Here is a 24,965-nt window from a genome sequence, read left to right as displayed (position 1 = left end):
GATAGCGCTAACCGTTGAGAAGCAATGAACAGCGACGACAATTCATCCTCGAAAGAGAATTCAAAAGAAAAATCTGAAGGTCCGAGTAGAAAGTCCTTCTTCGAACGCTTGGTACAAGTCTTTCAAGTAGATCCGAAAGATCGCCAAGATTTGGTAGAAGTGATCCGTGACTCCGAAGAAAACGACCTAATCGACCATGACACCCGAGATATGCTTGAAGGGGTTATGGAAATCGCAGAACAGCGCGTTCGCGACATTATGATTCCACGCTCACACATGGTGACAGTGGAACGTAATTACGACCTAGACTCCCTAATCAACCTCATCACAGATGCCCAGCACTCTCGCTACCCAGTGATCAGTGAAGATAAAGACCATGTAGAAGGCATTCTACTGGCTAAAGATCTGATCAAATACCTAGGTTCTGAGAGCCCTGAGTTTGAGATTGGCGAGGTTATCCGCCCAGCGGTAGTAGTGCCAGAAAGTAAGCGTGTGGACCGCCTACTTAAAGAGTTCCGTGAGGAGCGCTATCACATGGCTATCGTAGTGGATGAATTTGGCGGCGTGTCAGGTCTAGTCACTATCGAAGACATCTTGGAAGAGATAGTTGGCGAGATTGAAGATGAATTTGATGACGAAGAAGAACTAGAGATTCGTCAGCTAAGCAAGCACACCTTCGCTGTGAAAGCCCTCACCACCATCGAAGAGTTCAATGAAAACTTCGGCACCAGCTTCAGCGATGAAGAGGTGGACACGGTTGGCGGTATGGTAATGACTAACTTTGGTCACCTACCAAGTCGTGGAGAAATTGTTGATATTCAAGGTTATAGCTTTAAAGTAACATCAGCAGATAACCGTCGTATCGTCTCTCTTCAAGTAACAGTTCCAGATACTGTTTCTGAAGAAGAAGTTAGCGAATAGAAACGAATAAAAAATTAAGATGAAATCATTGATGACTCATCGCCTAATGCGGCCGCTTGCGGCCGCTTTTGTTGGCGCCAGCACTACCCTCTCCTTTGCACCCTTTTCTACTTGGCCTCTGGCCATCATTAGCCCGCTATTACTGATCCTGCTAATTCAGAATCAATCTGCCAAGCGTTCAGCCTTTATCGGCTATATGTGGGGCTTAGGCTTGTTTGCCACTGGCATAAGTTGGGTGCACGTTAGCATAGATACCTTCGGGGGGATGCCTAAAGCTGCCAGCCTATTCTTGATGGCGCTGCTTGTGGGTTATCTTTCCATCTATTCTGCGCTGTTCACCGGTCTGGTTAGCAAGCTCAAGGCGCAAAAGAGCCTAGTTGCAACGGCTCTGCTTATCCCTGCATTGTGGATGCTGTCCGACTACCTAAGAGGTTGGGCTCTTACTGGATTCCCATGGCTACTGCTTGGCTACAGTCAAATCGATGGACCACTGGGTCATCTAGCCCCTATCGGTGGTGTAGACCTTGTTAGCTTCGTCATCATGTCGATTGCGGGCTCTATCGCTTACGCTATAAGCAATAAGAAATGGAAAACCCTTGCCCTACCTACGGTAATCTTCCTAGTCGGTTGGTTAACCCACCTAGCTACTTGGGTAACTCCAGATGAATCCCGGACTCAAACCGTTGCTCTAGTGCAAGGGAACGTCGCGCAAGAGCTAAAATGGCTACCGAGCCATCGCTGGCCAACCATGCTCAAGTATATGGATCATACCCGTGATAACTGGGACGCGGATATCATCATCTGGCCAGAAGCAGCAATTCCTGCCTTTGAGCATGAAGTGCCTCAATTCATGGAAACCATCGACCTGCAGGCTCGTGATAACGATGCCGCTGTCATCACCGGCGTTCTCACCCGAGATGCAGACGGTCACTTCTTTAATAGCGTGACCACTTTAGGCGTTAACTCAAACGGTCCGTACGACTACAACACCCAGCATCGCTATCAAAAACATCATCTGCTGCCGTTTGGTGAGTTCGTACCTCTGGAAGATATCCTAAGACCACTGGCGCCGTTCTTTAATCTGCCTATGTCTTCCTTTGACCGTGGAGATTACATCCAAGACAACATTGTGGCTAAAGGTATGCACATGGTGGTCGCCCTTTGCTATGAGATTATCTTTAATCAGCAACTACGCGATAACGTCACAGATGAGACAGACTATATCCTGACCTTATCCAACGATGCCTGGTTTGGTGATTCGATTGGTCCATTGCAGCATATGGAAATAGCTCGTATGCGTGCGCTAGAGTTTGGTATGCCGGTTATCCGCGCTACAAACAATGGCGTAACTGCAGTGACCGATTATCAAGGCAACATAGTGGCAGACCTGCCACAGTTTGTAGAAGCTGTGCTAAAGACTGAAGTAGTGCCAACCAACGGCAAGACACCGTTTGTCATGTTCGGCAACGCACCACTTAAAACCTTGGTTGCTATCCTGATAGCGGGCTTTGTGCTCATCGGACTGCGCAACAGACAGAACTAAAAAATATCCCCGCAATTGCGGGGATATTTGTTTATGGCTTAAGAGGCTGACGAGTAAATTCATCGTGCCCGCAGTTGGAACAGATAGGGATTTCAGTTGCGTGCGTATATTGAGTCTTATGGCCGCACTTCTCACAAACTAAGTTTCCAAGGCCTATGATCTCGCCACTCTTATACACACCTTGGTGTTCAAGGTCTTGAAAGAACTCCACCCACTCCACCTTAGTTCGGTCGGTGATATCCAATAGAGACTGCCACACCGTGTTTGAAATCATGGTGTAAAACGGCCCTGACTTATTCTCTTCATAAGAGTTGGCGAACTCTTGTAAGTCTGATTTTACATAGGCAGATACCAAGGCCATTTCATCCTTGGTCATATCATTAGCAGCCTGTACTACCTCTTCTGAGGTCGCGATTACCTTATTGATTTCATCCGGGCTGTGCTTTAGCGTTTCTACTACATCGGACAGCAATTCTTCATATCCCGATTGGCGTTTTGGCATATTCCCTCCTACCCATGAATAAAGTCGGTTTGTGGTTGTTGCTTTTCTCTCCTTTAGGTATTCTATGCGGATCTTAAAAGAACTGATTTAATCGTTCTCACAGTTTCCAAGAAAACGGATAGCGTCGATGCAAGAACAATACAACCCGCAAGATATTGAACAAAAAGTTCAACAGCACTGGGACAACAACAAGACCTTTGTTGTAAGTGAAGACCCAAACAAAGAAAAATTCTACTGTTTATCAATGTTCCCATACCCAAGTGGCCGACTGCACATGGGTCACGTGCGCAACTACACCATTGGTGACGTTATTTCCCGTTTCCAGCGCCTGCAAGGTAAAAACGTAATGCAACCAATCGGTTGGGATGCATTCGGTCTGCCTGCTGAAAACGCAGCTGTGAAAAACAAGACAGCGCCTGCGCCTTGGACTTACGAAAACATCGAATACATGAAGAACCAGCTTAAACTGCTGGGCTTTGGTTACGACTGGAACCGTGAATTCGCAACCTGTACTCCTGAGTACTACCGTTGGGAACAAGAGTTCTTCACTAAGCTATACGAAAAAGGCTTGGTTTATAAGAAGACCTCTTCTGTAAACTGGTGTCCAAACGACCTTACTGTACTTGCTAACGAGCAGGTAGAAGATGGTTGCTGCTGGCGTTGTGACACTCCAGTAGTACAAAAAGAGATCCCTCAGTGGTTCATCAAGATCACTGAATACGCTCAAGAGCTTCTAGACGACCTAGACAACCTTGAAGGCTGGCCTGAGATGGTTAAAACCATGCAGCGCAACTGGATCGGTCGCTCTGAAGGCGTTGAGCTAAAATTCCAAGTAGCGGGTCAAGAGGACCTAGAGGTGTACACCACACGTCCTGATACCCTAATGGGTGTAACTTACGTGGGCATCGCAGCGGGTCACCCTCTTGCAGCAGCTGCAGCTGAAAACAACCCAGAGCTTGCGGCTTTCATCGAAGAGTGTAAGAACAACAAGGTTGCTGAAGCGGAACTTGCAACAATGGAGAAGAAAGGTATGGCGACCGGCCTTACTGCTATTCACCCATTGAACGGTCGTGAAGTACCTGTATTTGTAGCAAACTTCGTACTGATGGATTACGGTACGGGCGCTGTAATGGCGGTACCTGCACACGACCAACGTGACTACGAGTTCGCAACTAAGTACGGTCTAGACATCGTTCCTGTAATCAAGCCTGTTGACGACAGCGAGCTAGATATATCAGAAGAAGCGTACACTGAGAAAGGCGTACTATTCGATTCAGGCGAGTTCGACGGTCTTGAATTCCAAGCCGCGTTTGATGCAATCGCAGCTAAGCTAGAAGCTGAAGGTAAAGGTACTAAGACAGTAAACTTCCGTCTACGTGACTGGGGTGTATCTCGTCAGCGTTACTGGGGTGCTCCAATCCCAATGGTAACTACCGAAGACGGTGAAGTTCACCCAGTACCAGCAGACCAACTTCCAGTAATTCTCCCTGAAGATGTGGTAATGGATGGTGTAACTAGCCCAATCAAGGCAGACAAGTCTTGGGCTGAGACCACCTTCAACGGCGAGCCAGCTCTACGTGAAACAGATACCTTCGATACCTTCATGGAATCATCTTGGTACTACGCGCGTTACTGCTCTCCACAAGCTGACGACATCCTAGATCCAGAAAAAGCGAACTACTGGCTACCTGTAGACCAATACATTGGTGGTATCGAGCACGCAGTAATGCACCTGCTTTACTCTCGCTTCTTCCACAAACTGCTACGTGACGCAGGTTACGTAACCTCTGACGAGCCGTTCAAGCAACTACTTTGCCAAGGTATGGTGCTGGCTGATGCCTTCTATCACACCAACGAGAAAGGCACTAAAGAGTGGATCGCACCGACTGAAGTTAAGGTTGAGCGCGACGGTAAAGGTAACATCGTTTCGGCTATCGACTCACAAGAGCGAACTGTTGAGCACTCGGGCATGATCAAGATGTCTAAGTCGAAGAACAACGGTATCGACCCACAAGAGATGGTAGACAAGTACGGTGCTGACACAGTACGTCTATTCATGATGTTTGCATCACCTGCAGACATGACTCTAGAGTGGCAAGAGTCTGGTGTTGAGGGTGCAAACCGCTTCCTTAAGCGTGTTTGGAAACTGGTTCGTGAGCACTCAGAGAAAGGTGCAGCGGTTGCAGTTGATGCAGCAGCACTAACTGGCAACCAAAAAGCACTTCGTCGCGACGTTCACAAGACTATCGCTAAAGTGTCTGATGACATCTCACGTCGTCAAACCTTCAACACAGCTATCGCAGCTATCATGGAGCTGATGAACAAGCTAGCTAAGGCTCCACAAGAGTCTGAGCAAGACCGTGCAATCCTAGATGAAGCGCTAAAAGCCGTTGTAGTAATGCTTTACCCTATCACTCCACACATCTGTTTCGAAATGTGGACTGCTATGGGTGAAACAGACATCGACAACGCTGCATGGCCAATCTTCGATGAGAAAGCACTGGTTGAAGATGAAAAACTTATCGTTGTTCAGGTAAACGGCAAGCTTCGCGCTAAGCTAACCGTTGCAGCAGACGCAACCAAAGAGCAGGTTGAAGAGCTTGGCCTTAACGATGAAAACGTTACTAAGTTCACAGAAGGTAAAACTGTACGTAAGGTTATTTACGTACCAGGGAAACTTCTAAACATTGTTGCGAACTAAAGTAACGTACTAATCTAAGCTATATAGGGCATAGCATGGCTATGCCCTTTCTTCGCTTTTTGTTAATGCATTGATTCTCAGTGTGGTAACAAAAGACGAACCCCTTTTAAGAGAGTATTTTAGTGACGTTGATCCCTCGCCTTCGACTCCTCATCGCCTTTGTCATTGTTTCCCTACTCAGCGGTTGCGGTTTTCATTTTCGCGGTGACTACCTAGTACCTGACGAAGTTGGCAAGCTATCGGTTACCAGTTTCGATGAATATGCCCAGCTTACTCGTGACGTTAAGCGTGAACTTCGCTTGAACGGTATCGATATTACCGCACCAGCGGCTAGCGTGAGTAACCTACACCTAGTTTCTGAAAGTATCTCAGAGCGTACCCTTTCTCTTTATCAAAACAGCCGTGCGGCTGAGAAAGAGCTGACTCTGCGCGTTAGCTATCGTGTGGTTGTCCCTGAGCAAGGCATGAAGACCTTTAATACTCAGGTAAACCGTAGCTTCCTAGATAACCCATTGACCGCACTAGCTAAGTCGGTAGAACGTGAGATGATCGAAGATGAGATGCGTAAGCAGGCATCCCGTCAGATCATTCGTCAGCTTGCGCGTCTGCGTGCGGACGTACTAGACGATAAAGCAGAATTTGATGACGAACCTGTTGTCAATGAAGATGGCGTAATGCTTTCTCCAGAAGAAGCCGCTGCACAGGACGATCAGATCAGCCTGCAGGCTGAGTATGAAAAGAACGATCCTCAGCAGCCACAAGCTACCCCAGAGACGCAGCAGTCTACTGATGCAACCGACGAAAAAACCAGTACTGACGCTGAACAAATGCCTGAGACGGAACAGGAACAATTAGCTCCTGAGAGCTCAGATACGGCGGAAACCCAGCAGTAATTATGCGTATCTTCGCCGATAAGCTCGCTGCACAGCTTCAGCGCCAACTGCACTGTATCTATCTGCTGTTTGGTGCTGAGCCCCTGCTCATCCAAGAGTCCCGCGACCTGATCAAGCAGACGGCTGAAAAGCAAGGTTATAGCGAGCGGTTCCGTTTCGATATCAATGCTCAAACCCCATGGGATGAGATCTTTGATGCTTGCAACGCCATGAGCCTGTTCAGCGAGCGCAAGATCATTGAACTAGACCTGCCTGAGTCTGGTGCCAGTCAAGCCATTGCTAAGAACCTAATGTCGCTACAAGAGCTTCTCAATGAAGACGTCATTCTTGTGATTACGGGGAGCAAGCTAACTAAGGCGCAAGAAAATGCTAAGTGGTTTAAGGCACTAAACAGCCAAGGTGTGTGGGTTTCATGCCTGACTCCTGATATACAGCGACTGCCTCAGTTTGTTCAGCAGCGTTGCTACTCCCTTGGACTGCAAGCCGACCATGAAGCCTTGCAGATGCTGGCTCAGTGGCATGAAGGCAACCTGCTTGCCCTGAACCAGAGCCTTGAAAAGCTTAAGCTCCTCTATCCAGATGGTCAGCTTACTTTAGTACGCATCGAATCGGCGCTGAGCCGCCACAACCACTTCAATGCCTTTCATTGGATTGATGCCATGCTGGCAGGCAAAGCAAAGCGCAGTCAGCGAATCCTAAAGCAACTCTCTGCTGAAGGCGTTGAAGGTGTAATTCTATTGCGCACATTGCAAAAAGAGCTCAATACTCTGATGACCTATCAAAAGGAGCTTAAGAGCAAGAGCCTGCAACAGGTATTCGACCAATACCGCGTGTGGAACAACAAGCGCCCACTGTATACAGCAGCGTTAAATCGTCATTCTATGCAGTCTTTGTATCAGATTTGGTCTGAACTGGCTGAATTAGAGATAATTGCCAAAACCGATTACGACACTCCTGTGTGGCCAAGATTAACTCAGGTGACCCTGAGCCTAAGCCAAACAGGGGCTCTCCCCTTCACTCAAGCTTGACAATATTCTGTCAGCCAAGTGATATACTCACATCAATTGTTTAAGAAAAAAGGAGCCAGCATTGCAAGGCGAACAACTAAAAGATTTCCTAGCTGATAAAGCGGATGACATGAAAGCACAAGACATTGTCACTCTAGACGTTAAGGGCAAGTCTAGCGTTACCGACTATATGGTTATCTGCACCGGAACATCTAAACGTCACGTAGCCTCAATCGCTGACCATATCGCTATCGAGTCCAAGAAAGAAGGCATTGAGCCACTTGGCGTGGATGGCGAGCAAGAAGGTGAATGGGTTGTTGTAGATATGGGTTCTACTATGGTTCACGTGATGCAAGAAGAGCATCGTGAGCTGTATCAACTTGAAAAGCTGTGGGGCTAATCTGTGAAAATCCAGCTGATTGCGGTTGGCACTAAAATGCCAAAATGGGTTGAAGAAGGCTTTAACGAATACAAACGTCGCTTTCCTAACGATATGCCTCTAGAGCTTATCGAAATCCCAGCAGGAAAGCGTGGCAAGAATGCCGATATCGCGCGCATCTTGCAAAAAGAAGGGGAAGCCATGCTAGCGGCGGTCCCTAAGGGTAACCGTATCGTTACTCTGGATATCCCAGGCAAACCTTGGGACACCCCACAACTGGCTAAGCAACTGGATAAATGGAAGCTAGATGCTCGGGATGTATCCATCCTGATTGGTGGCCCTGAGGGGTTAGCACCGGCTTGTAAGGCTGCAGCAGAACAGAGTTGGTCTCTGTCTCCCCTAACCCTTCCACATCCATTGGTTCGAGTGGTGATGGCTGAGAGCCTCTACCGCGCTTGGAGCATCAACGCTAACCATCCTTATCACCGCGAGTAAGGCTGGATGTTACGCAAACGCACCCAAATCCGAGATCATGTGTTCGAGTCTCGACTGTTCCGCAGTCGAGCCGCGGTCTCGTTTATCGGTATCGTACTTCTGGTTGGGGCGCTTGTCCTCAACCTGTACCACATTCAGGTAAACCAATACCAAGACTACCGCACCCGCTCCAACGATAACCGTATCAAGGTTGTTCCTATCGCCCCAAACCGCGGGCTTATCTATGATAGAAATGGTGTAGTGCTGGCTGAAAACCGCCCAGTATTTAGCCTAGAGATCACGCCTGAAAAGGTCTCTAGCATAGATGACACTATCGCTGGTTTGCGCAAGATCTTGCAGATCAGTGACGATCAGGTGGAAGCCTTCCAGCGAGAGCGTCGACGCACCCACAGATTCAAGTCAATTCCACTAATGAATCAGATGACCGAAGAGCAAGTAGCTAAGTTCTCGGTACATCAATATGACTTCCCTGGGGTTGAGGTTAACGCCACCCTAAAACGCTTCTACCCGTATGGTGAGGTGCTTACCCATGTGCTTGGCTATGTGTCGCGTATCAATGACCGCGATATGCAGCGCTTGATCCGCGAAGACAAAGAGCAGGATTACAAGGCGACCAAGGATATCGGTAAATTGGGTATAGAGCGCTATTACGAAGACGTGCTTCACGGCAAGCCTGGCTATCAGGAGGTTGAGGTCAACAGCCGCGGTCGTATCATTCGCACCCTCAAGTATGAGCCACCGATTCCTGGCGACGATATCGTTCTCAACATAGATATCAAGCTGCAGAAATACTTGTTTAATCTACTCGATAACTATCGTGGCAGCGCCGTAGTTCTCGACCCTAAAACCGACGCGGTACTGGCTATGGTTTCTAGCCCTAGCTATGACCCGAACGCCTTTGTTCACGGTATATCTGGCAAGGCCTATCGTTCACTACTGAATGATAAGAACCGCCCTCTGGTAAACCGAGCAACTCTTGGTATCTATCCACCCGCCTCGACGGTGAAACCGTTTATCGCGGTGGCGGCTCTACAAGAAAAGGTGATTACGCCGAATACTACGCGAAACGACCCAGGTTATTGGCGTATTCCTAACTCCAAGACACGACCATTTCGTGACTGGCTACGTTGGGGGCACGGCGTAGTGGACATTGAAAAAGCACTGGAAGAGTCAGTAGATACCTTCTTCTATCAGATCGCTTATGACCTTGGTATCGACCGCCTATCGACCTGGATGCAACAATTCGGCTTTGGTGACTATTCGGGTATCGACCTGTATGAAGAGAGTAAGGCCAACATGCCGACTCGTGAGTGGAAAATGGCGCGACACCGCACCCCTTGGTACAAGGGCGATACTATCCCTGTAGGTATCGGTCAGGGTTATTGGACAGCAACGCCTATCCAAATCGCGAAAGCGACCTCTGTACTTATCAATGATGGTAAGGTGATGGCGCCACAACTGCTTCACTCTAAGATCCATCACAGCGATGAAGGAAACACAGAGGAAGTGGCTGAGGTTGAAACCTTCCCGCCGATCACTGGGGTAGAAGATAGATATTGGGATATCTCTAAACGAGGCATGTATCTAGTAAACCATGGTAAGAAGGGTACCGCGCGTCGTTCTTTCCAAGGCACGTCATATAAAAGTGCCGGTAAGTCAGGTACGGCTCAGGTATTTGGTCTTGCAGAAGACCAAGAGTACAACGCCGACGAGATCGCTGAGCACCTGCGAGACCACGCTTTGTTTACTGGTTATGCGCCGTTTGATGACCCTCAGGTTATCGTAACCGTGGTACTAGAAAACGCCGGCGGTGGTTCGAGCCATGGTGCACCTGTGGTGCGTCGTATCTTCGACCATATCCTGCTTAGGGACCGCTACGACTATATTGAGTCTGAGAAATGAAACTAGACCCAGAAACAGGCAAAAACCGCTCCCTGTTCGAGCGTATGCACTTAGACCTACCGCTTATCCTCGGCATACTTCTGCTGATGGGATTTGCGCTACTCATCATGTACAGCGCAAGTGGTCAAAGCATGGCTATGATGGAACGTCAGATGGCGCGTATGGCGCTATCACTGGGCGTTATGGTCATACTGGCACAGATCACTCCAAGGACCTATGAAACCTTAGCCCCACTGCTGTTTACTGGCGGCTTGATATTGCTGCTCGGGGTGCTCTTCTTTGGTGAAGCCTCCAAGGGTGCACAGCGCTGGCTAAACCTTGGTTTTATTCGCTTTCAGCCGTCAGAACTAATGAAACTGGCGGTGCCACTTATGGTGGCTCGCTATATCGGCAACCGCCCACTTCCACCTACCTTTAGGGTGCTGTTAACCTCTTTGATACTGGTGGTGCTGCCGACCATATTGATCGCCAAACAACCCGATCTAGGTACCTCGATTCTTATCGCGGCCTCAGGCATCTTCGTTATCTTCCTTGCGGGTATCAGCTGGAAAATCATTGCCACCGCGGCTATCTCCATCGGTGCCTTTATCCCAATACTTTGGTTCTTCCTGATGCGGGAGTATCAAAAGGTGCGAGTGAGAACCCTATTCGATCCAGAGTCGGACCCATTGGGCGCTGGCTATCACATCATCCAAAGTAAGATAGCCATCGGTTCTGGTGGTCTAACAGGTAAGGGTTGGCTACAAGGCACGCAATCACAGCTTGAGTTCTTGCCGGAGCGACATACTGACTTTATCTTTGCGGTTATCGCCGAAGAATGGGGCATGATAGGTGTACTTGGCCTGCTCTCAATCTATCTGTTCATAATAGGTCGTGGCCTTTACCTATCTAGCCAAGCGCAAACGGCGTTTGGTCGCATGATGGCAGGCAGTATCGTTCTCAGCTTCTTTGTATATGTTTTCGTTAACATAGGCATGGTAAGTGGCATCTTGCCTGTGGTGGGTGTTCCCCTGCCACTAGTGAGCTACGGTGGTACCTCTATGGTGACCCTGATGGCCGGCTTCGGGATACTGATGTCGATACAAACTCATAGGAAAATGCTTTCTAAGGCAACTTAATGGAAAAACGTTCTTTTTTGCTGGCAGGGCTGTTTGCTCTGCTACTGGCAGGATGCTCAAGCTCAGACAGCGAGCGCTACGCGATCAACCAAGACATCCCGCCGGATGCACCCATCACTTTGGACCATATTGAGGACGCCACTCCTCGCTATGAGCCATATAGCCTTGGTGGAAACAAAGATTACACGGTTTTAGGCAAGTCCTATTCTGTGATAGATAATCCGCAGGGATTCAAGCAGAAAGGCAAAGCGTCCTGGTACGGCAAGAAGTTTCATGGTCACCTCACCTCAAATGGGGAGACCTATGACATGTACTCCATGAGTGCGGCTCACAAAACCCTGCCCATACCTAGCTATGTGAAGGTAACCAATCTCGACAATGGTAAAACCGCTGTGGTTCGTGTTAACGACCGCGGTCCGTTTCACGATGGTCGAATCATTGACCTAAGCTACGCCGCTGCGACGAAGTTGGGGGTTATCCAATCGGGTGTGGCCAATGTGGAGATAGAGCACATTGACACCTCGGCGCATAAAAAGCCAAAGACCTCCTCTCACCCTAAATTTATCATCCAGGTGGCAAGTCTCAGCAATGCTGAGAACTCGCAAAAGCTGGCGGATAAATTAAGCAAAGACTATCAACAACCGAGTTTTGTAGAATCAAAGGATAAAACGAATCGAATTTTTGTTGGTCCAATTTCAGAGGCGAACACTGCACAAGATGTGCTTAAAAAATTAAAACAGGATGGATTTACCTCGGCTTTCATCAAAAAGCACAAGGTTCAATAAATCTCAAAGCAATAATTTGGTTAATCTGAACGTAGATAACTGGGTTTAAACGTGGTTTAGACCCTTTATTCTGCTACTATACTGTCAGTTTTGCCTTCAAGTTTGGACATTACACGGAAAAAATGAAAAGAGTTACCCAATCAATGAAATCTGTCATCGCGACAGCAGCACTCGCTACACTGGCTGTTTCTACAGCGCACGCTGCACCTATCGTAATGCCAGATCCGCCGTCAATCGCGGCAAATGGATTTGTGCTAATGGACTACAACTCAGGCAAAGTCCTAGCCGAAAAAGAAATGAACACTCAGCTGCACCCAGCAAGCTTGACCAAGATGATGACTAGCTATGTTATCGGTCAAGAGCTTAAGCGCGGTAACATCTCTAAAGATGACGAAGTGGTGATAAGCAAGAACGCTTGGGCCAAGAACTTCCCGGATTCTTCAAAGATGTTCATCGAAGTGGGTACTACGGTAACCGTAGATCAGCTAAACCACGGCATCATCATCCAATCGGGTAATGACGCATGTGTGGCTATGGCTGAACACGTTGCCGGTTCTGAAGACGCTTTCGTTGACCTGATGAACGCATGGGCAAAGACTCTGGGTATGACTAACACCCATTTTGCTAACGTTCACGGTCTGGACAACGATAACCTGTACTCGACTCCTTACGACCTAGCGCTACTTGGCCAAGCGCTTATCCGTGATGTGCCAGAGGAATACGCGCTATACAGCGAGAAGCAGTTTACCTACAACGGCATCACGCAGTACAACCGTAACGGTCTGCTGTGGGATAAGAGCATGAACGTGGACGGCATCAAAACCGGTCACACCAGCAAAGCGGGTTATAGCCTAGTAAGCTCAGGTACCGAAGGCCAAATGCGCCTAATCGCAGTTGTGATGGGTACTAAGAGCGCTAACGCACGTAAAGCTGAGAGCAAAAAGCTTCTTAACTACGGCTTCCGCTTCTTCGAAACCGTTGCTCCTCACAAAAAAGGTGAAGTGTTTGCTGAAGAGAAAATCTGGATGGGCAACAAGGACACAGTTAAGCTTGGCCTAGCTGAAGATACCTATGTGACTCTTCCACGCGGCGTTGCTAAAGATCTTCAAGCGAGCTTCGTTCTTGATAAAGAGCTGAAAGCACCAATCAAAGAAGGTGATGTAGTGGGTCGCGTATTCTACCAAGTAGATGGCGAAGACATTGCAGAATACCCGCTTCTAGCACTAGAAGACGTAGATGAAGGTGGATTATTCAGCCGCTTGATCGACTACATCGTTCTGCTGTTCAAGAGCTGGTTCTAAAACCTAGCATTCCGATGAAGCCGCTGCCAAGCGGCTTCTTTTTTATCTGCTCCCTTGAAATCAAGCTCGATAGGCCTCACCTTGAGTTTTGATCCAGTTCACAGTAACATTCCCGCCCTAAACGGCAAAGATTTAACCATTTCCACTTGGAGTAGTAACCATGCAAGAGCAGCCAAAACTAAGAGATCTTTTAGAGTTCCCATGCCGATTTACCTACAAGGTAATGGGTTACGCTAAACCTGAGCTGCCTGATTTGGTATTGGAAGTCATTCAGCGCCACGCTCCAGGTAACTACAGCCCAACAGTACGTCCAAGTGGCAAAGGCACCTACAATGCCGTATCTGTCACCATCACCGCTACTTCTATCGAGCAGGTAGAGACGCTTTATAAAGAGCTAGGCGAGATCGACATCGTGCGTATGGTGCTTTAATTGAGCAAAAACTAAGTCATTGATATGGAAAGAGGTGTTTATTTAAACACTTCTTTTTGTATGACAAATGTTTAAAAAACGTGTAATTTTGCTAGGAAAATGACGCATATGCTGATAGCTTGCGTCCTCCGACACAGATAATTCAAGGAAGTAGTGAATTGCCTAGTCCAACTGACCTCGAACAACGCCTAGAGATTAAATTCCTAGGTCGACAGGATTACCTTCCAGTTTGGGAAAAGATGCATCAATTTACCGATGAGCGTGATGAGAACACCGCCGACCAGGTGTGGATCGTCGAGCACAATCCTGTATTTACACAGGGACAAGCGGGTAAAGAAGAGCATGTCCTAAACGCAGGTGACATCCCTATCGTAAAAAGCGATCGTGGCGGTCAGGTGACCTATCATGGCCCGGGCCAGATGGTGGTCTATTTCCTTTTGAACCTGCGCCGTAAAGGCATTGGGGTTCGCGAGCTGGTCACTCACATTGAGAATCTAGTCATTCAAACCCTTGCCGACTTGGGTATTCAATCGGCAGCACGACCAGACGCCCCTGGCGTCTACGTTGAGGGTAAGAAGATCTGTTCACTGGGGTTGAGGATCCGTAAAGGGTGTTCATTCCACGGTCTGGCGCTAAACATCGATATGGATTTGTCGCCATTTTTGCGTATTAACCCATGTGGCTACGCAGGAATGGAAATGGTGCAGGTTGCTGACTTCACCACGCAGGAGCAGAGAGCCAACCTAGAGCAGGTATTGGTAACACATCTAACCAAGCTTCTTGGTTATTCGGACATTACAGAAACGACAGAAAGTTATGAGTAAACCAATTCAAATGGAAAAAGGCGTTAAGTATCGTGACGCTGACAAGATGGCACTGATCCCAACCAAAACAGTGCCAGTGGAGCGCAAAGAAGTATTGCGTAAGCCGGATTGGATGAAAATCAAGTTGCCTGCCGACAGTCAACGCATTCAAGACATCAAATCTGCGATGCGCAAGAACGACCTTCACTCTGTATGTGAAGAGGCCTCTTGCCCTAACCTAGCTGAGTGCTTTAACCACGGTACAGCGACCTTTATGATCCTAGGTGCTATCTGTACGCGTCGTTGTCCTTTCTGTGATGTTGCCCACGGTCGCCCGCTTCCACCAGAAGCTCAAGAGCCACAAAAGCTGGCTAAAACTATCCAAGACATGAAGCTTAAGTATGTGGTAATCACCTCGGTTGACCGTGATGACCTGCGTGACGGCGGCGCTAAGCACTTTGCTGACTGTAACGCAGAGATCCGCAAACTGAGCCCGAACATCCGCATCGAAACCCTAGTACCTGACTTCCGTGGTCGTATGGATAAGGCACTAGAAGAGCTTAAGATCGCTCCGCCAGACGTATTCAACCACAACCTAGAGACAGCACCTCGCCTATATCGCAAGGTTCGTCCAGGTGCGAACTACAAGTGGTCGCTAGAGCTTCTTAAGAAATTCAAAGAGCAACACCCAGACGTTCCGACTAAATCAGGCCTAATGATGGGTCTTGGTGAGACCAAAGAAGAGATCGTTGAGGTTCTTAAGGACCTCCGCGCTCACGGCGTGACCATGCTAACTCTAGGTCAATACCTAGCACCAAGCCGTCACCACCTACCAGTAGAGCGTTACGTGCCACCAGCAGAGTTTGACGAGCTAAAAGAGATTGCCCTAGAGCTAGGCTTCACCCACGCTGCTTGTGGTCCATTCGTGCGTTCTTCATACCACGCCGACCTACAAGCAAAAGGTGAAGAGGTGAAGTAAAAATCCTAACGGATTTTTACTTCAAAGGGTCGTCATCCCCGAAAAGCCAAAGGCTTTATCAGCTATCAGCTATCAGCTATCAGCTATCAGCTATCAGCTATCAGCTATCAGCTATCAGCTATCAGCTAAACTATTCCAAAACCTAGGCCACTCGCCTAGGTTTTTTTATTATCTTTCAAATAACTACCCGACATTTTTTGCAATTCTACTCCTTGCAATTATGCTTTCCGTATAAGCTAAAAAATATACAAGGAGAGTGTTAATGAAACGGATTCTATTTCTACTTGCCCCTCTGTTTCTCTGGGGCTGTGCTGATAAAAATACCCAAGAAGACAACTATCTAGAGGCCTCCTTCGAGCTGTGCAATACTGAGGTATCTTTGTACTCGGTCAGCGATGATGGTCAGGTACGAATCATCTGTGCAGACGGCTCTAAATTCGCTCTAGACAGCGAGAAGACGTTAGAGGTGATGCGTGATATCAACATCGACTATTGCTCAGGTGAAGGTCTTTCTAAGTTCAGTGAGAGCCGACGCTACTACACCTTCAAGTGCAAATCTGGCACCCAACTGAGTATCAACAAATAAGCCTATCAGCCCCGTCATTTGATGGGGCTTTTGTTATCCCCTACTTAACTAGGGTACACTCTGGCTGACTCCCACTAATCCGCTATCAAGATGAACCCATCGCTTAAATACATTCAGGGCTATCCAGAGCACATCATCAAGCCTGTTACCGATATGGTGAACGCAGGAAAACTGGTGCCTTGGTTTGAGAAACGCTATCCAGGCAGACACAACATCAAGAGCGAAAAAGCACTGTTTGAATACACCATGGAATTTAAGAATCGCTATCTCAAGAAGTCTGCGCCTCTGAGCAAGGTGATCTATGACCCAAAGATACATCTGATCAACAATGCGTTGGGACTTCACTCCTATGTAAGCCGCGTGCATGGCAATAAGCTGAAATCAAAAAATGAGATACGCATAGCCAGCATGTTCAAAGATGCCCCTGAACCCTTGCTACGCATGTTGGTAGTGCACGAACTGGCACACCTAAAGGAGAAGGAACACAACAAGGCCTTCTATCAGCTCTGTTGTCACATGGAGCCTAATTATCATCAATTAGAGCTCGATGCCCGTCTATTTATGATCTATCTCGAGAACAAATAACAGACACAAAAAAAGCGAGCCTAGGCTCGCTTTTTCATTAGGTGCTTTGGACTAAGCGTAAACTGGCTTGCGCTTACAGATATCCAGAACCTTAGCTTTAGTTGCTTCGATCACTGCTTCGTCACCCATGTTATCTAGGATGTCACAGATCCAACCTGCTAGGTTGGTTGCGTCTTCTTCAGTGAAGCCACGGCGAGTGATAGAAGGAGAACCGATACGGATACCAGAGGTAACGAATGGGCTACGTGGGTCGTTTGGTACAGAGTTCTTGTTCACTGTGATGTTCGCGCTACCAAGAGCTGCGTCCGCTTCTTTACCTGTGATGTCTTTGTCGATCAGGTCAACAAGGAACAGGTGGTTCTCAGTTGAACCAGAAACGATGTTGTAACCACGGTTGATGAACTCAGCAACCATAGCCTTTGCGTTAGCAACAACGCGCGCTTGATAATCTTTGAATTCTGGCTCTAGTGCTTCTTTGAAGGCTACCGCTTTCGCTGCGATAACGTGCATTAGAGGACCACCTTGACCACCAGGGAATACAGCTGAATTCAGCTTCTTGTAAAGGTCTTCGCCTTCGCTAGAAAGGATTAGACCGCCACGTGGGCCCGCTAGAGTCTTGTGAGTAGTAGTAGTCACAACGTGTGCGTGTGGTACTGGGTTTGGGTATACGCCTGCTGCGATAAGACCTGCTACGTGAGCCATATCAACGAAGAAGTATGCACCTACTTTGTCAGCGATTTCACGCATGCGCGCCCAATCACAAACTTGAGAGTAAGCAGAGAAGCCACCGATGATCATCTTAGGCTTGTGCTCAAGAGCTAGTGCTTCCATCTCGTCATAGTCGATCTGGCCTTGCTCATCGATGCCGTAAGGGATGATGTTGTATAGCTTACCAGAGAAGTTTACTGGAGAGCCGTGAGTCAGGTGACCACCGTGCGCTAGGCTCATACCAAGAACAGTATCGCCAGCGTTTAGAAGCGCCATGTAAACAGCGTTGTTCGCTTGAGAACCAGAGTGTGGCTGAACGTTCGCGTATTCTGCACCGAAAAGCTCACATGCACGAGCAATTGCTAGGTCTTCAACCTTATCAACATACTCACAACCGCCGTAGTAACGCTTGCCTGGGTAACCTTCCGCATACTTGTTAGTAAGTTGTGAACCTTGAGCTTCCATTACACGAGGGCTAGTGTAGTTTTCTGAAGCGATAAGCTCGATGTGCTCTTCTTGACGCACAGTTTCTTCCTGGATGGCTGCGAATAGATCCGCATCATAATCAGCGATGTTCATGTCACGCTTTAGCATCTGTATCTCCTGACTCAGATTGAACTCAAAATGGCAAAATTAGCACCAAACGACCAAAAGCAAACGTTTTCGTCATCCGAATGCCGGCATTCTACCGAATTTAATTCATATCACAAATTGTTTTGTGTCCATGTTTTAGATCAATTTTTCTATCATTGTTCTTATGAACTCAAGGGGGTTATACCCGAGTTGACCCACTTTACACTCTGTAAAAGCAAAATTACACGACGTTAACACCATTTCTGAGTAAAAACTTCGTTAAATACAACTTTTTAGTTATCCTACGCGGCTTATTGAACTCGGGAATGAAAATGAACAGACACACGTTATTGGAAGACTGCGCCGCTATATTTACTGGTACCCTGTTGGTGGCCGTTGGGATCTATTTCCTAAAGTCATCATCTATGATCGTTGGCGGTACTGCAGGCTTGGCTCTACTTCTAAACCAGTTCGTGGATCTGTCGTTTGGTACGCTCTACTTCTTAGTCAACGTACCCTTCTATTTCTTGGCTTGGTTCCGCCTTGGCAAGCACTTCACCATTAACAGCATCATCTGTGTAAGCTTGGTTTCCGTGATGGCGGATAACATCCACCGTGTGATGGTGTTTGAAACGCTCTCGCCTGTGTTTGCTGCAATCGCTGGCGGCACCTTTATTGGTCTGGGGCTTTTGATCCTATTTAGACACAGAGCGAGTCTGGGTGGTTCAAACGTACTTTGCTTGGTGATTCAAGACAAGATGGGCATCTCGGTCGGTAAGAGCCAATTGCTGTTCGATACCACTATTCTATTAGCCTCTCTCTACTTTATACCGCTATCACTGATTGCTTGGTCTATCTTTGCTGCCGTGTTCATCAATATGATCCTATGGATGAACCATAAACCGACTCGCTACACGGTAAGCTACGAAAAATAATTCTGCGTTCAATCTTGGCACATATCCAGTGTGCCAAGCCTTTGCAATTTATCAGTAGCTAGCCGAGGACAGTATGCGCGATTTTCTGCAACAAGCAAAAGAGACCAATAGCCTGATTGCTATCGGCGATCTCATTTACAACCCACAAACCCAGACTCTGTATAAGCAAGCAGCGGACATAGAGCTAGAGCCTCGCACTATAGAGCTTCTAGAACTGCTACTTACCAGCGTTGGGCACCCCCTATCCGCACAAGCCATCATAGATAGCATCTGGCAAAGCAAGTACATCTCAAAGAATGTACTGACTAACCGTATCAGTACCCTGAGAGCACTACTTCAGGAGCACATGCCCGAACAGGATGCAACCAAACTCTTGGTCACCTATCCGCGCAAGGGCTACTTTCTCAATCCTGCAAGTGTCTCTTTGACCCCTGTGGGCAAGCAAAAGCCGAAGTCACTCAATACGAATAGCCTTTCTTTCTCACGAAGGCAGACCATCGCATATACCCTTTGCGCACTGTTGTTCGTGACTACGATAGGGCTAGGATGGAAGCTGTGGCAACAGCCTAATACTTCAAGCCTACAAACTCGAAACCAATTGTTAATCCCCAAGGTTGAGCTTCTGCTAAACCGCGTCGACGCTATCGGCACAGAGGCGCGTGAATATCGAGCCCTTGTAAAAGCTATCTTGCTCCAGCAGCAGGTAGAGTATCCCTATACAGATATCGCCAACCAAGACGCACCGAGCTATTTTCTCGATCCGATAAATGAGACGCCCTATTTTCCTGGCGCCCGCAACATGCAAACCAGCGATTACCTGCTCAATATAGAGTTGAAAGAGGGGGCAACCGAAGGGGTGTTGAAAGCGCAGGTAAACCTTATCTACCCCGCTACGGATAAACTGGCGTTTCGTAATCACTACCCATTGCGCGTAGCCAGTTTGCAGGCGGATCTATTTCACCTACATGCGGATATCGCTCAATACTTCAATCTGCCTCAGCCTTCTCCAAGCACTTGGCAACTGACGCAGACGCACGAAAAAATGCTACTGGACAACCAATTTCCAGCGGCAATAGATACACCTATGGATGAGTTTTCCGCTATTACCCTAGCGCGCTATCTTGCCCTATATGAGGATGATCAACCGAAGCTGGAAATGTATCTGTCTCAGGCTCAGTCATCATTTGATGTGCTGCCTGATGAACTCGGTCTGTGGCTCGGAATCCTGCACTACAAGCTAGGCGAACTGGACAAAGCCAAGGCGCTACTCACCACTCCCGCCGGTGATTCGCGCATCCAAAATGCCTTGGTGTACACCTTTGTATCCCACATTGCTTATAAGCAAAATAAGCTGGATCAATTCCGACTCAGCTATATGGAGTCGTTAGTGGCACTGCTACGAGTGATGCCTTCAAAACAGCTATTCAGTCGCCTATCTCAACCTGAGTCTAAACAAACCTGTTTACAACCCTGGACCAGACTGCGCATTAGCGTGCAAGAAAAAGAGATTTTGATGCGTTGGAGAGCCTTGATTGAAGAGTATTGCACAAATGTTGAATCAGATATTAATCCAATAAAAACAAACACCTAAATGTAAAATTAAGCTTTTGTGTAACTCTGTTATCTTTTGTTTTTTGAAGAGTATTACCCCAGAGCCTTAGCATGCCCACATTCCAAACACGGCTCATAGCCTCAAACACTGAGAATGAAAAACATGCTAAACAAAATGACCTTTATCGCGGCTGCAACCCTAGCTCTATATGGCTGCGGTGGTGATTCTGGCTCCTCAAACAAACAGCCACAAACTCGCACTGATTACCCAATCAAAGGCTCTCTGTTTACCCCAAGTCCATCCACAAACTTGAGCTACACACTAACAACAGATGGACAGGAAGACGGTGAAGTTTCCCTTAACTATCAGCCTATCGATGCCGAAACTTTAGTTGAGAGATTAATTGAGAAAGCGCCTCACAATCCCATCCTCAATATCATCTATGAGCTAAACAACAATGGGATTACTCAGTTCTATCTCTCCGAGCAGATTGTAAACGGTATCGAAGAATATGCTTCCATGTACTTTGCCGGCACTGACGGGGCACTGCATGAGCTCACCGATGCTTATCTAATGGATCAGAGACTTATCTCAACACTCGACGAAAGCAGTCCGTTGTTTCGTTTGAAGGCAACGGATGTTAAAGAGGCTGACCCAAATATCGATATTAGCTCGAATACGGTTTCTGTTAATTGGAGCCTCACTGGCACACAGCTGAAGCTTCTACTTAACGATTTTGATGAACAAAACTGGGTGAAGAACCTGCCAGACTCAGCCAGTTGCACAGCTTGGTGGCAACAACAAATTACCGAAAAAGGCGTTCGTAAAAGCTTCAAGATTTCAGGTAAGTCCATTGAAGCGGCTTATCTAGAAGAGGCCAATATCTACAATGTGAATTGTGATGACTTGGATTCGATGGAGTTTGTGACTACTGCTGAGCGTTGGTTTAACCCAAACTTAGGTCTGATTCAGCAGATCGAAATTATAAAAGCAGAAAATAGTCATATCAGCGAAGAGAAGGCGACGCTTAGCAAAATAGAAAAGTAAAAAAACAAAAAGGCTTTGGGAGCACACCAAAGCCTTTGTCTTACTCGGGGGGTAATTAGGGTCTGTTGAACTTAGCGTTCAACCAGCCAAATGCGAGTTTCATAAGGGCGTAGAGCTTGCGTCTTAGTTGCCTCACCTTGCTCTGAGTAGTTACTCAAAAGCAGTGTTGCTTTGCTGACGTCAAAGTCATCAGGAAGCTCCCAGCTTGCCTCTGTTCCATAGTAGTTGTTCACACAGATAAGGGTCTGATTCGCCGATTTGCGCTGATACATAAAGATCTGTTTATGCTCTGGCAACAAGTCTTGATAATCACCCTCGGTAATGACGGCTACCTGTTTGCGAAGCTCAATCAATCGCTTGTAGAAGTAGAATACAGAACCTGGGTCTGCGACTGCCTGCTCTGCATTTATTTGTGGGTAGTTACTCGCTACCTCAAGCCAAGGTGCTGACTTTGAGAAACCGGCAAACTCTTCACTATTCCATTGCATAGGAGTACGAGAGTTATCGCGAGACTTACTAGCCAGAATATCCAGCATCTGCTGTTTATCCACGCCCTGCTCTTCTACCATCAACTGATACATATTGGTGCTTTCTACATCTCGATACTGCTCGATAGAGGTGTATTTAGGGTTAGTCATACCGATCTCTTCACCCTGATACACATAGGGCGTACCCTGCATCATATGTACTGATGCCGCCAGCATCTTGGCCGATTCAACGCGGTAGTTTTCATCATCTCCCAAGCGAGACACCACACGTGGTTGGTCGTGGTTACACCAAAACAGTGCCCCCCAACCTTGGCCATTTAGGCCAGTTTGCCAGTGATTGAAGATCTGCTTAAGCTCGATGAAATCAAAGGGGGCCTTGGTCCACTTTTCACCGTTTGGATAATCCACTTTAAGGTGGTGGAAGTTAAACACCATAGACAGCTCTTTACCATCTAATGAAGAGTACTGCTGACAATGCTCTAGGGTAGTCGATGACATCTCACCTACCGTCACACTGCCGTATTTCTGGAATACCGCATCGCTTATCTGTTGCAGATATTCGTGCACCCTTGGGCCATCGGTATAGAAGCGACGACCATCGCCGATATCATCGTTCGGAAAATCTTGCTGCTTAGAGATAAGGTTGATTACGTCTAAACGGAATCCGTCGACTCCTTTTTCAGCCCAAAAAGAGATCACCTCTTCTACTTCTTGGCGCACCTTAGGGTTTTCCCAGTTAAGGTCTGCCTGTTCGGTTGCGAATAGATGCAGATAGTATTGACCACTCTTCTCATCAAACTCCCAAGCATTGCCACCAAACTTAGACTGCCAATTGGTTGGCTCTTTACCATCAACAGGATCTTTCCAGATATAGTAATCGCGATAAGGGCTGTCTTTGCCCTCTAAAGCAGATTGGAACCACTTGTGCGCCGTCGAGGTATGGTTAACCACGATATCCATAATGATGCGAATACCACGCTGATGCGCTTGTTCAAGAAGCTCATCAAAATCCTGCATGGTGCCAAAGTCAGGGTTAATGGCGTAGTAGTCAGAGATATCGTAGCCATTATCCACCATAGGCGACTCATATACTGGGGTTAGCCAAATAGCGTCGATACCTAGGCTTTTTAGATAATCGAGTTTAGAGATAATACCCTGGATGTCGCCGGTGCCCTTTGCACCACTGTCACAAAAGCTCTTCGGGTAGATTTGATATACCGTGGCGGTCTTCCACCAAGGCGTCGTTGCGTTATTCATTACCGTGCTACCTAAATGAGAGGGTGGCCTTTGCCACCCCTAGATTATGCGTTTGCTGTTTCTAGCTCGCCCTTGCTTTGAGCGCGCTTATAAAGGATTAGAGTTAGTGTGATTGGCACTATGATTGCCACCAGCATTGCTAGACCAAATACGCCCCAGAAGGCTGGTTGGATAGAAAGGATGCCTGGCAGACCGCCCACACCGATACCGTTTGCCATCACACCTGCGCTACCACAGATTGCTGCCGCTGCCGCACTACCAATCATGGCGCAAAGCATAGGAAACTTGTATTTCAAGTTGATGCCGTACATTGCCGGCTCAGTCACACCTAAATAAGCAGAGATAGCCGCTGGCACAGAGATATCGCGCTCGCCATGTTTCTTGCTGATGATAATGATGCCCACTACCGCTGATGCTTGAGCGATATTTGATAGTGCAATAAGAGGCCAGATTGGTGTACCGCCAAGGTCTTGCATCAGTTGTAGGTCAACGGCGTTAGTAGTGTGGTGGATACCTGTGATAACCAATGGTGCATAGAAGAAACCAAACAGGATTGAACCCAGCACTGCAAAGTCACCTGTCATGGCAGCTTTAGCGGCAAATGCCACACCATCACCCAACATACGACCGAACGGACCAATCAAAGAGTGCGCCAGAATCACAGACAGAATGATAGAGACAAATGGCACCACAACCAGATACAGGTAAGACGGTACGATGCGCTTAAGATTGGTTTCAATAAAGGCTAGCGCCATACCCGCCAGCATCGCTGGAATAACCTGAGCCTGATACCCCACCTTCTCAATGACAAATAGGCCAAAGTCCCATACCTCTGGCACTTCTTTGCCTATCAGATAGGCGTTCATCAATTGAGGCGAAACCAGAGTCACACCTAACGTGATACCCAGAATCGGAGTGCCGCCCAGTTTCTTCACTGTCGACCAACACACACCTACTGGTAGGAAGAAGAAGATAGCTTCACCGATAAGCCATAGGAATGAGTGTACCGTTGCCCAGAACTGACTGATCTCTGTCAGAGTCTGGCCGTCGAACATTCGGATATCACCGATAACGTTACGGAAACCAAGGATCAGACCACCGGTGATAATGGCAGGAAGAAGAGGAACAAAGATTTCTGCCAGATGAGAGATACCACGCTCAAGGATGTTCATGTTCTTGCGCGCTGCAAGCTTGGCATCATCCTTACTCGCCGCTGATTGACCTGATTCCTCAAGCAGCACCTTATACACCTCGTCTACCTCAGTGCCGATAACTACCTGAAACTGGCCTGCATTGGTAAAGCAACCTTTTACCAGAGGAAGTGCCTCTAGCCCTTTGGTGTCAGCCTTATCCGTGTCATTCAAAACAAAACGTAAACGGGTTAAACAGTGACTTACACTGGCGATATTTTCTCTTCCGCCGACCAATTCGATCAGGCGCTGAACATCGCGACGTTCTACCTTGCTCATAACTTA

22 protein-coding genes and 1 pseudogene are annotated in these 24,965 nt (G+C 47.6%); 19 read left to right on the top strand and 4 right to left on the bottom strand.

The annotated features are described in order from the left end of the window. Positions 1-24: 24 nt before the first annotated feature. Together corC and lnt are read left to right on the top strand one after the other, a co-directional pair. Positions 25-921: a CNNM family magnesium/cobalt transport protein CorC gene (gene corC / locus Pcarn_RS03250; protein ID WP_261834972.1), complete on the top strand. Its 897-nt coding sequence runs from the start codon at positions 25-27 to the stop codon at positions 919-921. 19 nt (positions 922-940) lie between these two features. Beyond that, a complete protein-coding gene (gene lnt, locus Pcarn_RS03245) occupies positions 941-2,464 on the top strand; it encodes an apolipoprotein N-acyltransferase (protein WP_390904465.1) in 1,524 nt (507 codons plus the stop codon). A gap of 31 nt (positions 2,465-2,495) precedes the next feature. Here the strand turns inward: lnt and Pcarn_RS03240 are convergent, their stop codons facing one another. Then, positions 2,496-2,966 (bottom strand): zinc ribbon-containing protein, encoded by a 471-nt coding sequence (locus tag Pcarn_RS03240; RefSeq protein WP_261834970.1) that lies wholly within the window; start codon positions 2,964-2,966, stop codon positions 2,496-2,498. 127 nt (positions 2,967-3,093) lie between these two features. On the opposite strand from Pcarn_RS03240, the gene leuS reads away from it, so the two are divergent. From leuS to Pcarn_RS03170, 14 genes and pseudogenes are all read left to right on the top strand, one after another. Beyond that, a complete protein-coding gene (gene leuS / locus Pcarn_RS03235; protein ID WP_261834969.1) occupies positions 3,094-5,667 on the top strand; it encodes a leucine--tRNA ligase in 2,574 nt (857 codons plus the stop codon). 116 nt (positions 5,668-5,783) lie between these two features. Then, positions 5,784-6,311 (top strand): annotated as a pseudogene (locus Pcarn_RS03230) (LPS-assembly lipoprotein LptE); the annotation flags it as partial. Between the two features lie 251 nt (positions 6,312-6,562). Beyond that, on the top strand, positions 6,563-7,588 hold the full coding sequence (gene holA / locus Pcarn_RS03225) for a DNA polymerase III subunit delta (RefSeq protein ID WP_261834967.1): 1,026 nt from the start codon (positions 6,563-6,565) through the stop codon (positions 7,586-7,588). Positions 7,589-7,649: 61 nt separating this feature from the next. After that, positions 7,650-7,967 carry a ribosome silencing factor gene (rsfS, locus tag Pcarn_RS03220; protein WP_261834966.1) on the top strand — a complete coding sequence of 106 codons (318 nt, stop codon included), beginning with the start codon at positions 7,650-7,652 and terminating at the stop codon, positions 7,965-7,967. Positions 7,968-7,970: 3 nt separating this feature from the next. Then, a complete protein-coding gene (rlmH, locus tag Pcarn_RS03215; RefSeq protein WP_261834965.1) occupies positions 7,971-8,441 on the top strand; it encodes a 23S rRNA (pseudouridine(1915)-N(3))-methyltransferase RlmH in 471 nt (156 codons plus the stop codon). 6 nt (positions 8,442-8,447) lie between these two features. Next, positions 8,448-10,343, top strand: a complete 1,896-nt coding sequence (mrdA, locus tag Pcarn_RS03210; RefSeq protein WP_261834964.1) for a penicillin-binding protein 2 — start codon at positions 8,448-8,450, stop codon at positions 10,341-10,343. Beyond that, positions 10,340-11,461 carry a rod shape-determining protein RodA gene (gene rodA / locus Pcarn_RS03205; RefSeq protein ID WP_261834963.1) on the top strand — a complete coding sequence of 374 codons (1,122 nt, stop codon included), beginning with the start codon at positions 10,340-10,342 and terminating at the stop codon, positions 11,459-11,461. The genes mrdA and rodA overlap by 4 nt, the downstream gene beginning before the upstream one ends. Continuing rightward, positions 11,461-12,246, top strand: coding sequence for a septal ring lytic transglycosylase RlpA family protein (locus Pcarn_RS03200; protein ID WP_261834962.1), 786 nt, complete (start codon positions 11,461-11,463; stop codon positions 12,244-12,246). The genes rodA and Pcarn_RS03200 overlap by 1 nt, the downstream gene beginning before the upstream one ends. Before the next feature lie 143 nt (positions 12,247-12,389). After that, complete coding sequence (locus Pcarn_RS03195; RefSeq protein WP_390904464.1) at positions 12,390-13,547, top strand: serine hydrolase; 1,158 nt, start codon at positions 12,390-12,392, stop codon at positions 13,545-13,547. 160 nt (positions 13,548-13,707) lie between these two features. After that, entirely contained in the window at positions 13,708-13,977 is a 270-nt protein-coding gene (gene ybeD / locus Pcarn_RS03190) for a DUF493 family protein YbeD (protein ID WP_261834960.1), read from the top strand. Between the two features lie 158 nt (positions 13,978-14,135). Beyond that, complete coding sequence (gene lipB, locus Pcarn_RS03185) at positions 14,136-14,801, top strand: lipoyl(octanoyl) transferase LipB (protein ID WP_261834959.1); 666 nt, start codon at positions 14,136-14,138, stop codon at positions 14,799-14,801. After that, complete coding sequence (lipA, locus tag Pcarn_RS03180; RefSeq protein ID WP_261834958.1) at positions 14,794-15,759, top strand: lipoyl synthase; 966 nt, start codon at positions 14,794-14,796, stop codon at positions 15,757-15,759. The genes lipB and lipA overlap by 8 nt, the downstream gene beginning before the upstream one ends. 262 nt (positions 15,760-16,021) lie before the next feature. Continuing rightward, on the top strand, positions 16,022-16,345 hold the full coding sequence (locus tag Pcarn_RS03175) for a hypothetical protein (RefSeq protein ID WP_261834957.1): 324 nt from the start codon (positions 16,022-16,024) through the stop codon (positions 16,343-16,345). A 90-nt stretch (positions 16,346-16,435) separates the two neighbouring features. Further along, positions 16,436-16,930, top strand: coding sequence for a M48 metallopeptidase family protein (locus Pcarn_RS03170; protein WP_261834956.1), 495 nt, complete (start codon positions 16,436-16,438; stop codon positions 16,928-16,930). 51 nt (positions 16,931-16,981) lie between these two features. Here the strand turns inward: Pcarn_RS03170 and glyA are convergent, their stop codons facing one another. Beyond that, the gene (gene glyA, locus Pcarn_RS03165) at positions 16,982-18,232 is read right to left on the bottom strand and encodes a serine hydroxymethyltransferase (protein WP_261834955.1); all 1,251 of its coding nucleotides are present in this window, start codon (positions 18,230-18,232) and stop codon (positions 16,982-16,984) included. A gap of 311 nt (positions 18,233-18,543) precedes the next feature. Here glyA and Pcarn_RS03160 point away from each other — a divergent pair, with 311 nt between their 5' ends. From Pcarn_RS03160 to Pcarn_RS03150, 3 genes are all read left to right on the top strand, one after another. After that, positions 18,544-19,146 (top strand): YitT family protein, encoded by a 603-nt coding sequence (locus tag Pcarn_RS03160; RefSeq protein WP_261834954.1) that lies wholly within the window; start codon positions 18,544-18,546, stop codon positions 19,144-19,146. Positions 19,147-19,219: 73 nt separating this feature from the next. After that, positions 19,220-20,737 carry a winged helix-turn-helix domain-containing protein gene (locus tag Pcarn_RS03155; RefSeq protein ID WP_261834953.1) on the top strand — a complete coding sequence of 506 codons (1,518 nt, stop codon included), beginning with the start codon at positions 19,220-19,222 and terminating at the stop codon, positions 20,735-20,737. Positions 20,738-20,860: 123 nt separating this feature from the next. Then, entirely contained in the window at positions 20,861-21,745 is an 885-nt protein-coding gene (locus tag Pcarn_RS03150) for a hypothetical protein (RefSeq protein ID WP_261834952.1), read from the top strand. 71 nt (positions 21,746-21,816) lie between these two features. Here the strand turns inward: Pcarn_RS03150 and treC are convergent, their stop codons facing one another. Next, positions 21,817-23,490 (bottom strand): alpha,alpha-phosphotrehalase, encoded by a 1,674-nt coding sequence (gene treC, locus Pcarn_RS03145; RefSeq protein ID WP_261834951.1) that lies wholly within the window; start codon positions 23,488-23,490, stop codon positions 21,817-21,819. A 44-nt stretch (positions 23,491-23,534) separates the two neighbouring features. Then, the gene (gene treB / locus Pcarn_RS03140; protein WP_261834950.1) at positions 23,535-24,959 is read right to left on the bottom strand and encodes a PTS trehalose transporter subunit IIBC; all 1,425 of its coding nucleotides are present in this window, start codon (positions 24,957-24,959) and stop codon (positions 23,535-23,537) included. Between the last annotated feature and the right edge of the window lie 6 nt (positions 24,960-24,965).

Origin of the sequence: Vibrio ishigakensis, from assembly GCF_024347675.1 — a bacterium.
GTDB lineage: Bacteria > Pseudomonadota > Gammaproteobacteria > Enterobacterales > Vibrionaceae > Vibrio > Vibrio ishigakensis.
Note: the sequence above shows the minus strand (reverse complement) of the source record. Positions and strands in the feature narration are given on the sequence as shown.

Excerpts from the sequence above, each read along its gene's own strand:
- corC (WP_261834972.1), top strand. The coding sequence starts at position 25 with ATGAACAGCGACGACAATTCATCCTCGAAAGAGAATTCAAAAGAAAAA.
- lnt (WP_390904465.1), top strand. The coding sequence starts at position 941 with ATGAAATCATTGATGACTCATCGCCTAATGCGGCCGCTTGCGGCCGCT.
- Pcarn_RS03240 (WP_261834970.1), bottom strand. The coding sequence starts at position 2,966 with ATGCCAAAACGCCAATCGGGATATGAAGAATTGCTGTCCGATGTAGTA.
- leuS (WP_261834969.1), top strand. The coding sequence starts at position 3,094 with ATGCAAGAACAATACAACCCGCAAGATATTGAACAAAAAGTTCAACAG.
- holA (WP_261834967.1), top strand. The coding sequence starts at position 6,563 with ATGCGTATCTTCGCCGATAAGCTCGCTGCACAGCTTCAGCGCCAACTG.
- mrdA (WP_261834964.1), top strand. The coding sequence starts at position 8,448 with ATGTTACGCAAACGCACCCAAATCCGAGATCATGTGTTCGAGTCTCGA.
- rodA (WP_261834963.1), top strand. The coding sequence starts at position 10,340 with ATGAAACTAGACCCAGAAACAGGCAAAAACCGCTCCCTGTTCGAGCGT.
- Pcarn_RS03200 (WP_261834962.1), top strand. The coding sequence starts at position 11,461 with ATGGAAAAACGTTCTTTTTTGCTGGCAGGGCTGTTTGCTCTGCTACTG.
- Pcarn_RS03195 (WP_390904464.1), top strand. The coding sequence starts at position 12,390 with ATGAAATCTGTCATCGCGACAGCAGCACTCGCTACACTGGCTGTTTCT.
- ybeD (WP_261834960.1), top strand. The coding sequence starts at position 13,708 with ATGCAAGAGCAGCCAAAACTAAGAGATCTTTTAGAGTTCCCATGCCGA.
- lipA (WP_261834958.1), top strand. The coding sequence starts at position 14,794 with ATGAGTAAACCAATTCAAATGGAAAAAGGCGTTAAGTATCGTGACGCT.
- Pcarn_RS03175 (WP_261834957.1), top strand. The coding sequence starts at position 16,022 with ATGAAACGGATTCTATTTCTACTTGCCCCTCTGTTTCTCTGGGGCTGT.
- Pcarn_RS03170 (WP_261834956.1), top strand. The coding sequence starts at position 16,436 with ATGAACCCATCGCTTAAATACATTCAGGGCTATCCAGAGCACATCATC.
- glyA (WP_261834955.1), bottom strand. The coding sequence starts at position 18,232 with ATGCTAAAGCGTGACATGAACATCGCTGATTATGATGCGGATCTATTC.
- Pcarn_RS03160 (WP_261834954.1), top strand. The coding sequence starts at position 18,544 with ATGAACAGACACACGTTATTGGAAGACTGCGCCGCTATATTTACTGGT.
- Pcarn_RS03155 (WP_261834953.1), top strand. The coding sequence starts at position 19,220 with ATGCGCGATTTTCTGCAACAAGCAAAAGAGACCAATAGCCTGATTGCT.
- Pcarn_RS03150 (WP_261834952.1), top strand. The coding sequence starts at position 20,861 with ATGCTAAACAAAATGACCTTTATCGCGGCTGCAACCCTAGCTCTATAT.
- treC (WP_261834951.1), bottom strand. The coding sequence starts at position 23,490 with ATGAATAACGCAACGACGCCTTGGTGGAAGACCGCCACGGTATATCAA.
- treB (WP_261834950.1), bottom strand. The coding sequence starts at position 24,959 with ATGAGCAAGGTAGAACGTCGCGATGTTCAGCGCCTGATCGAATTGGTC.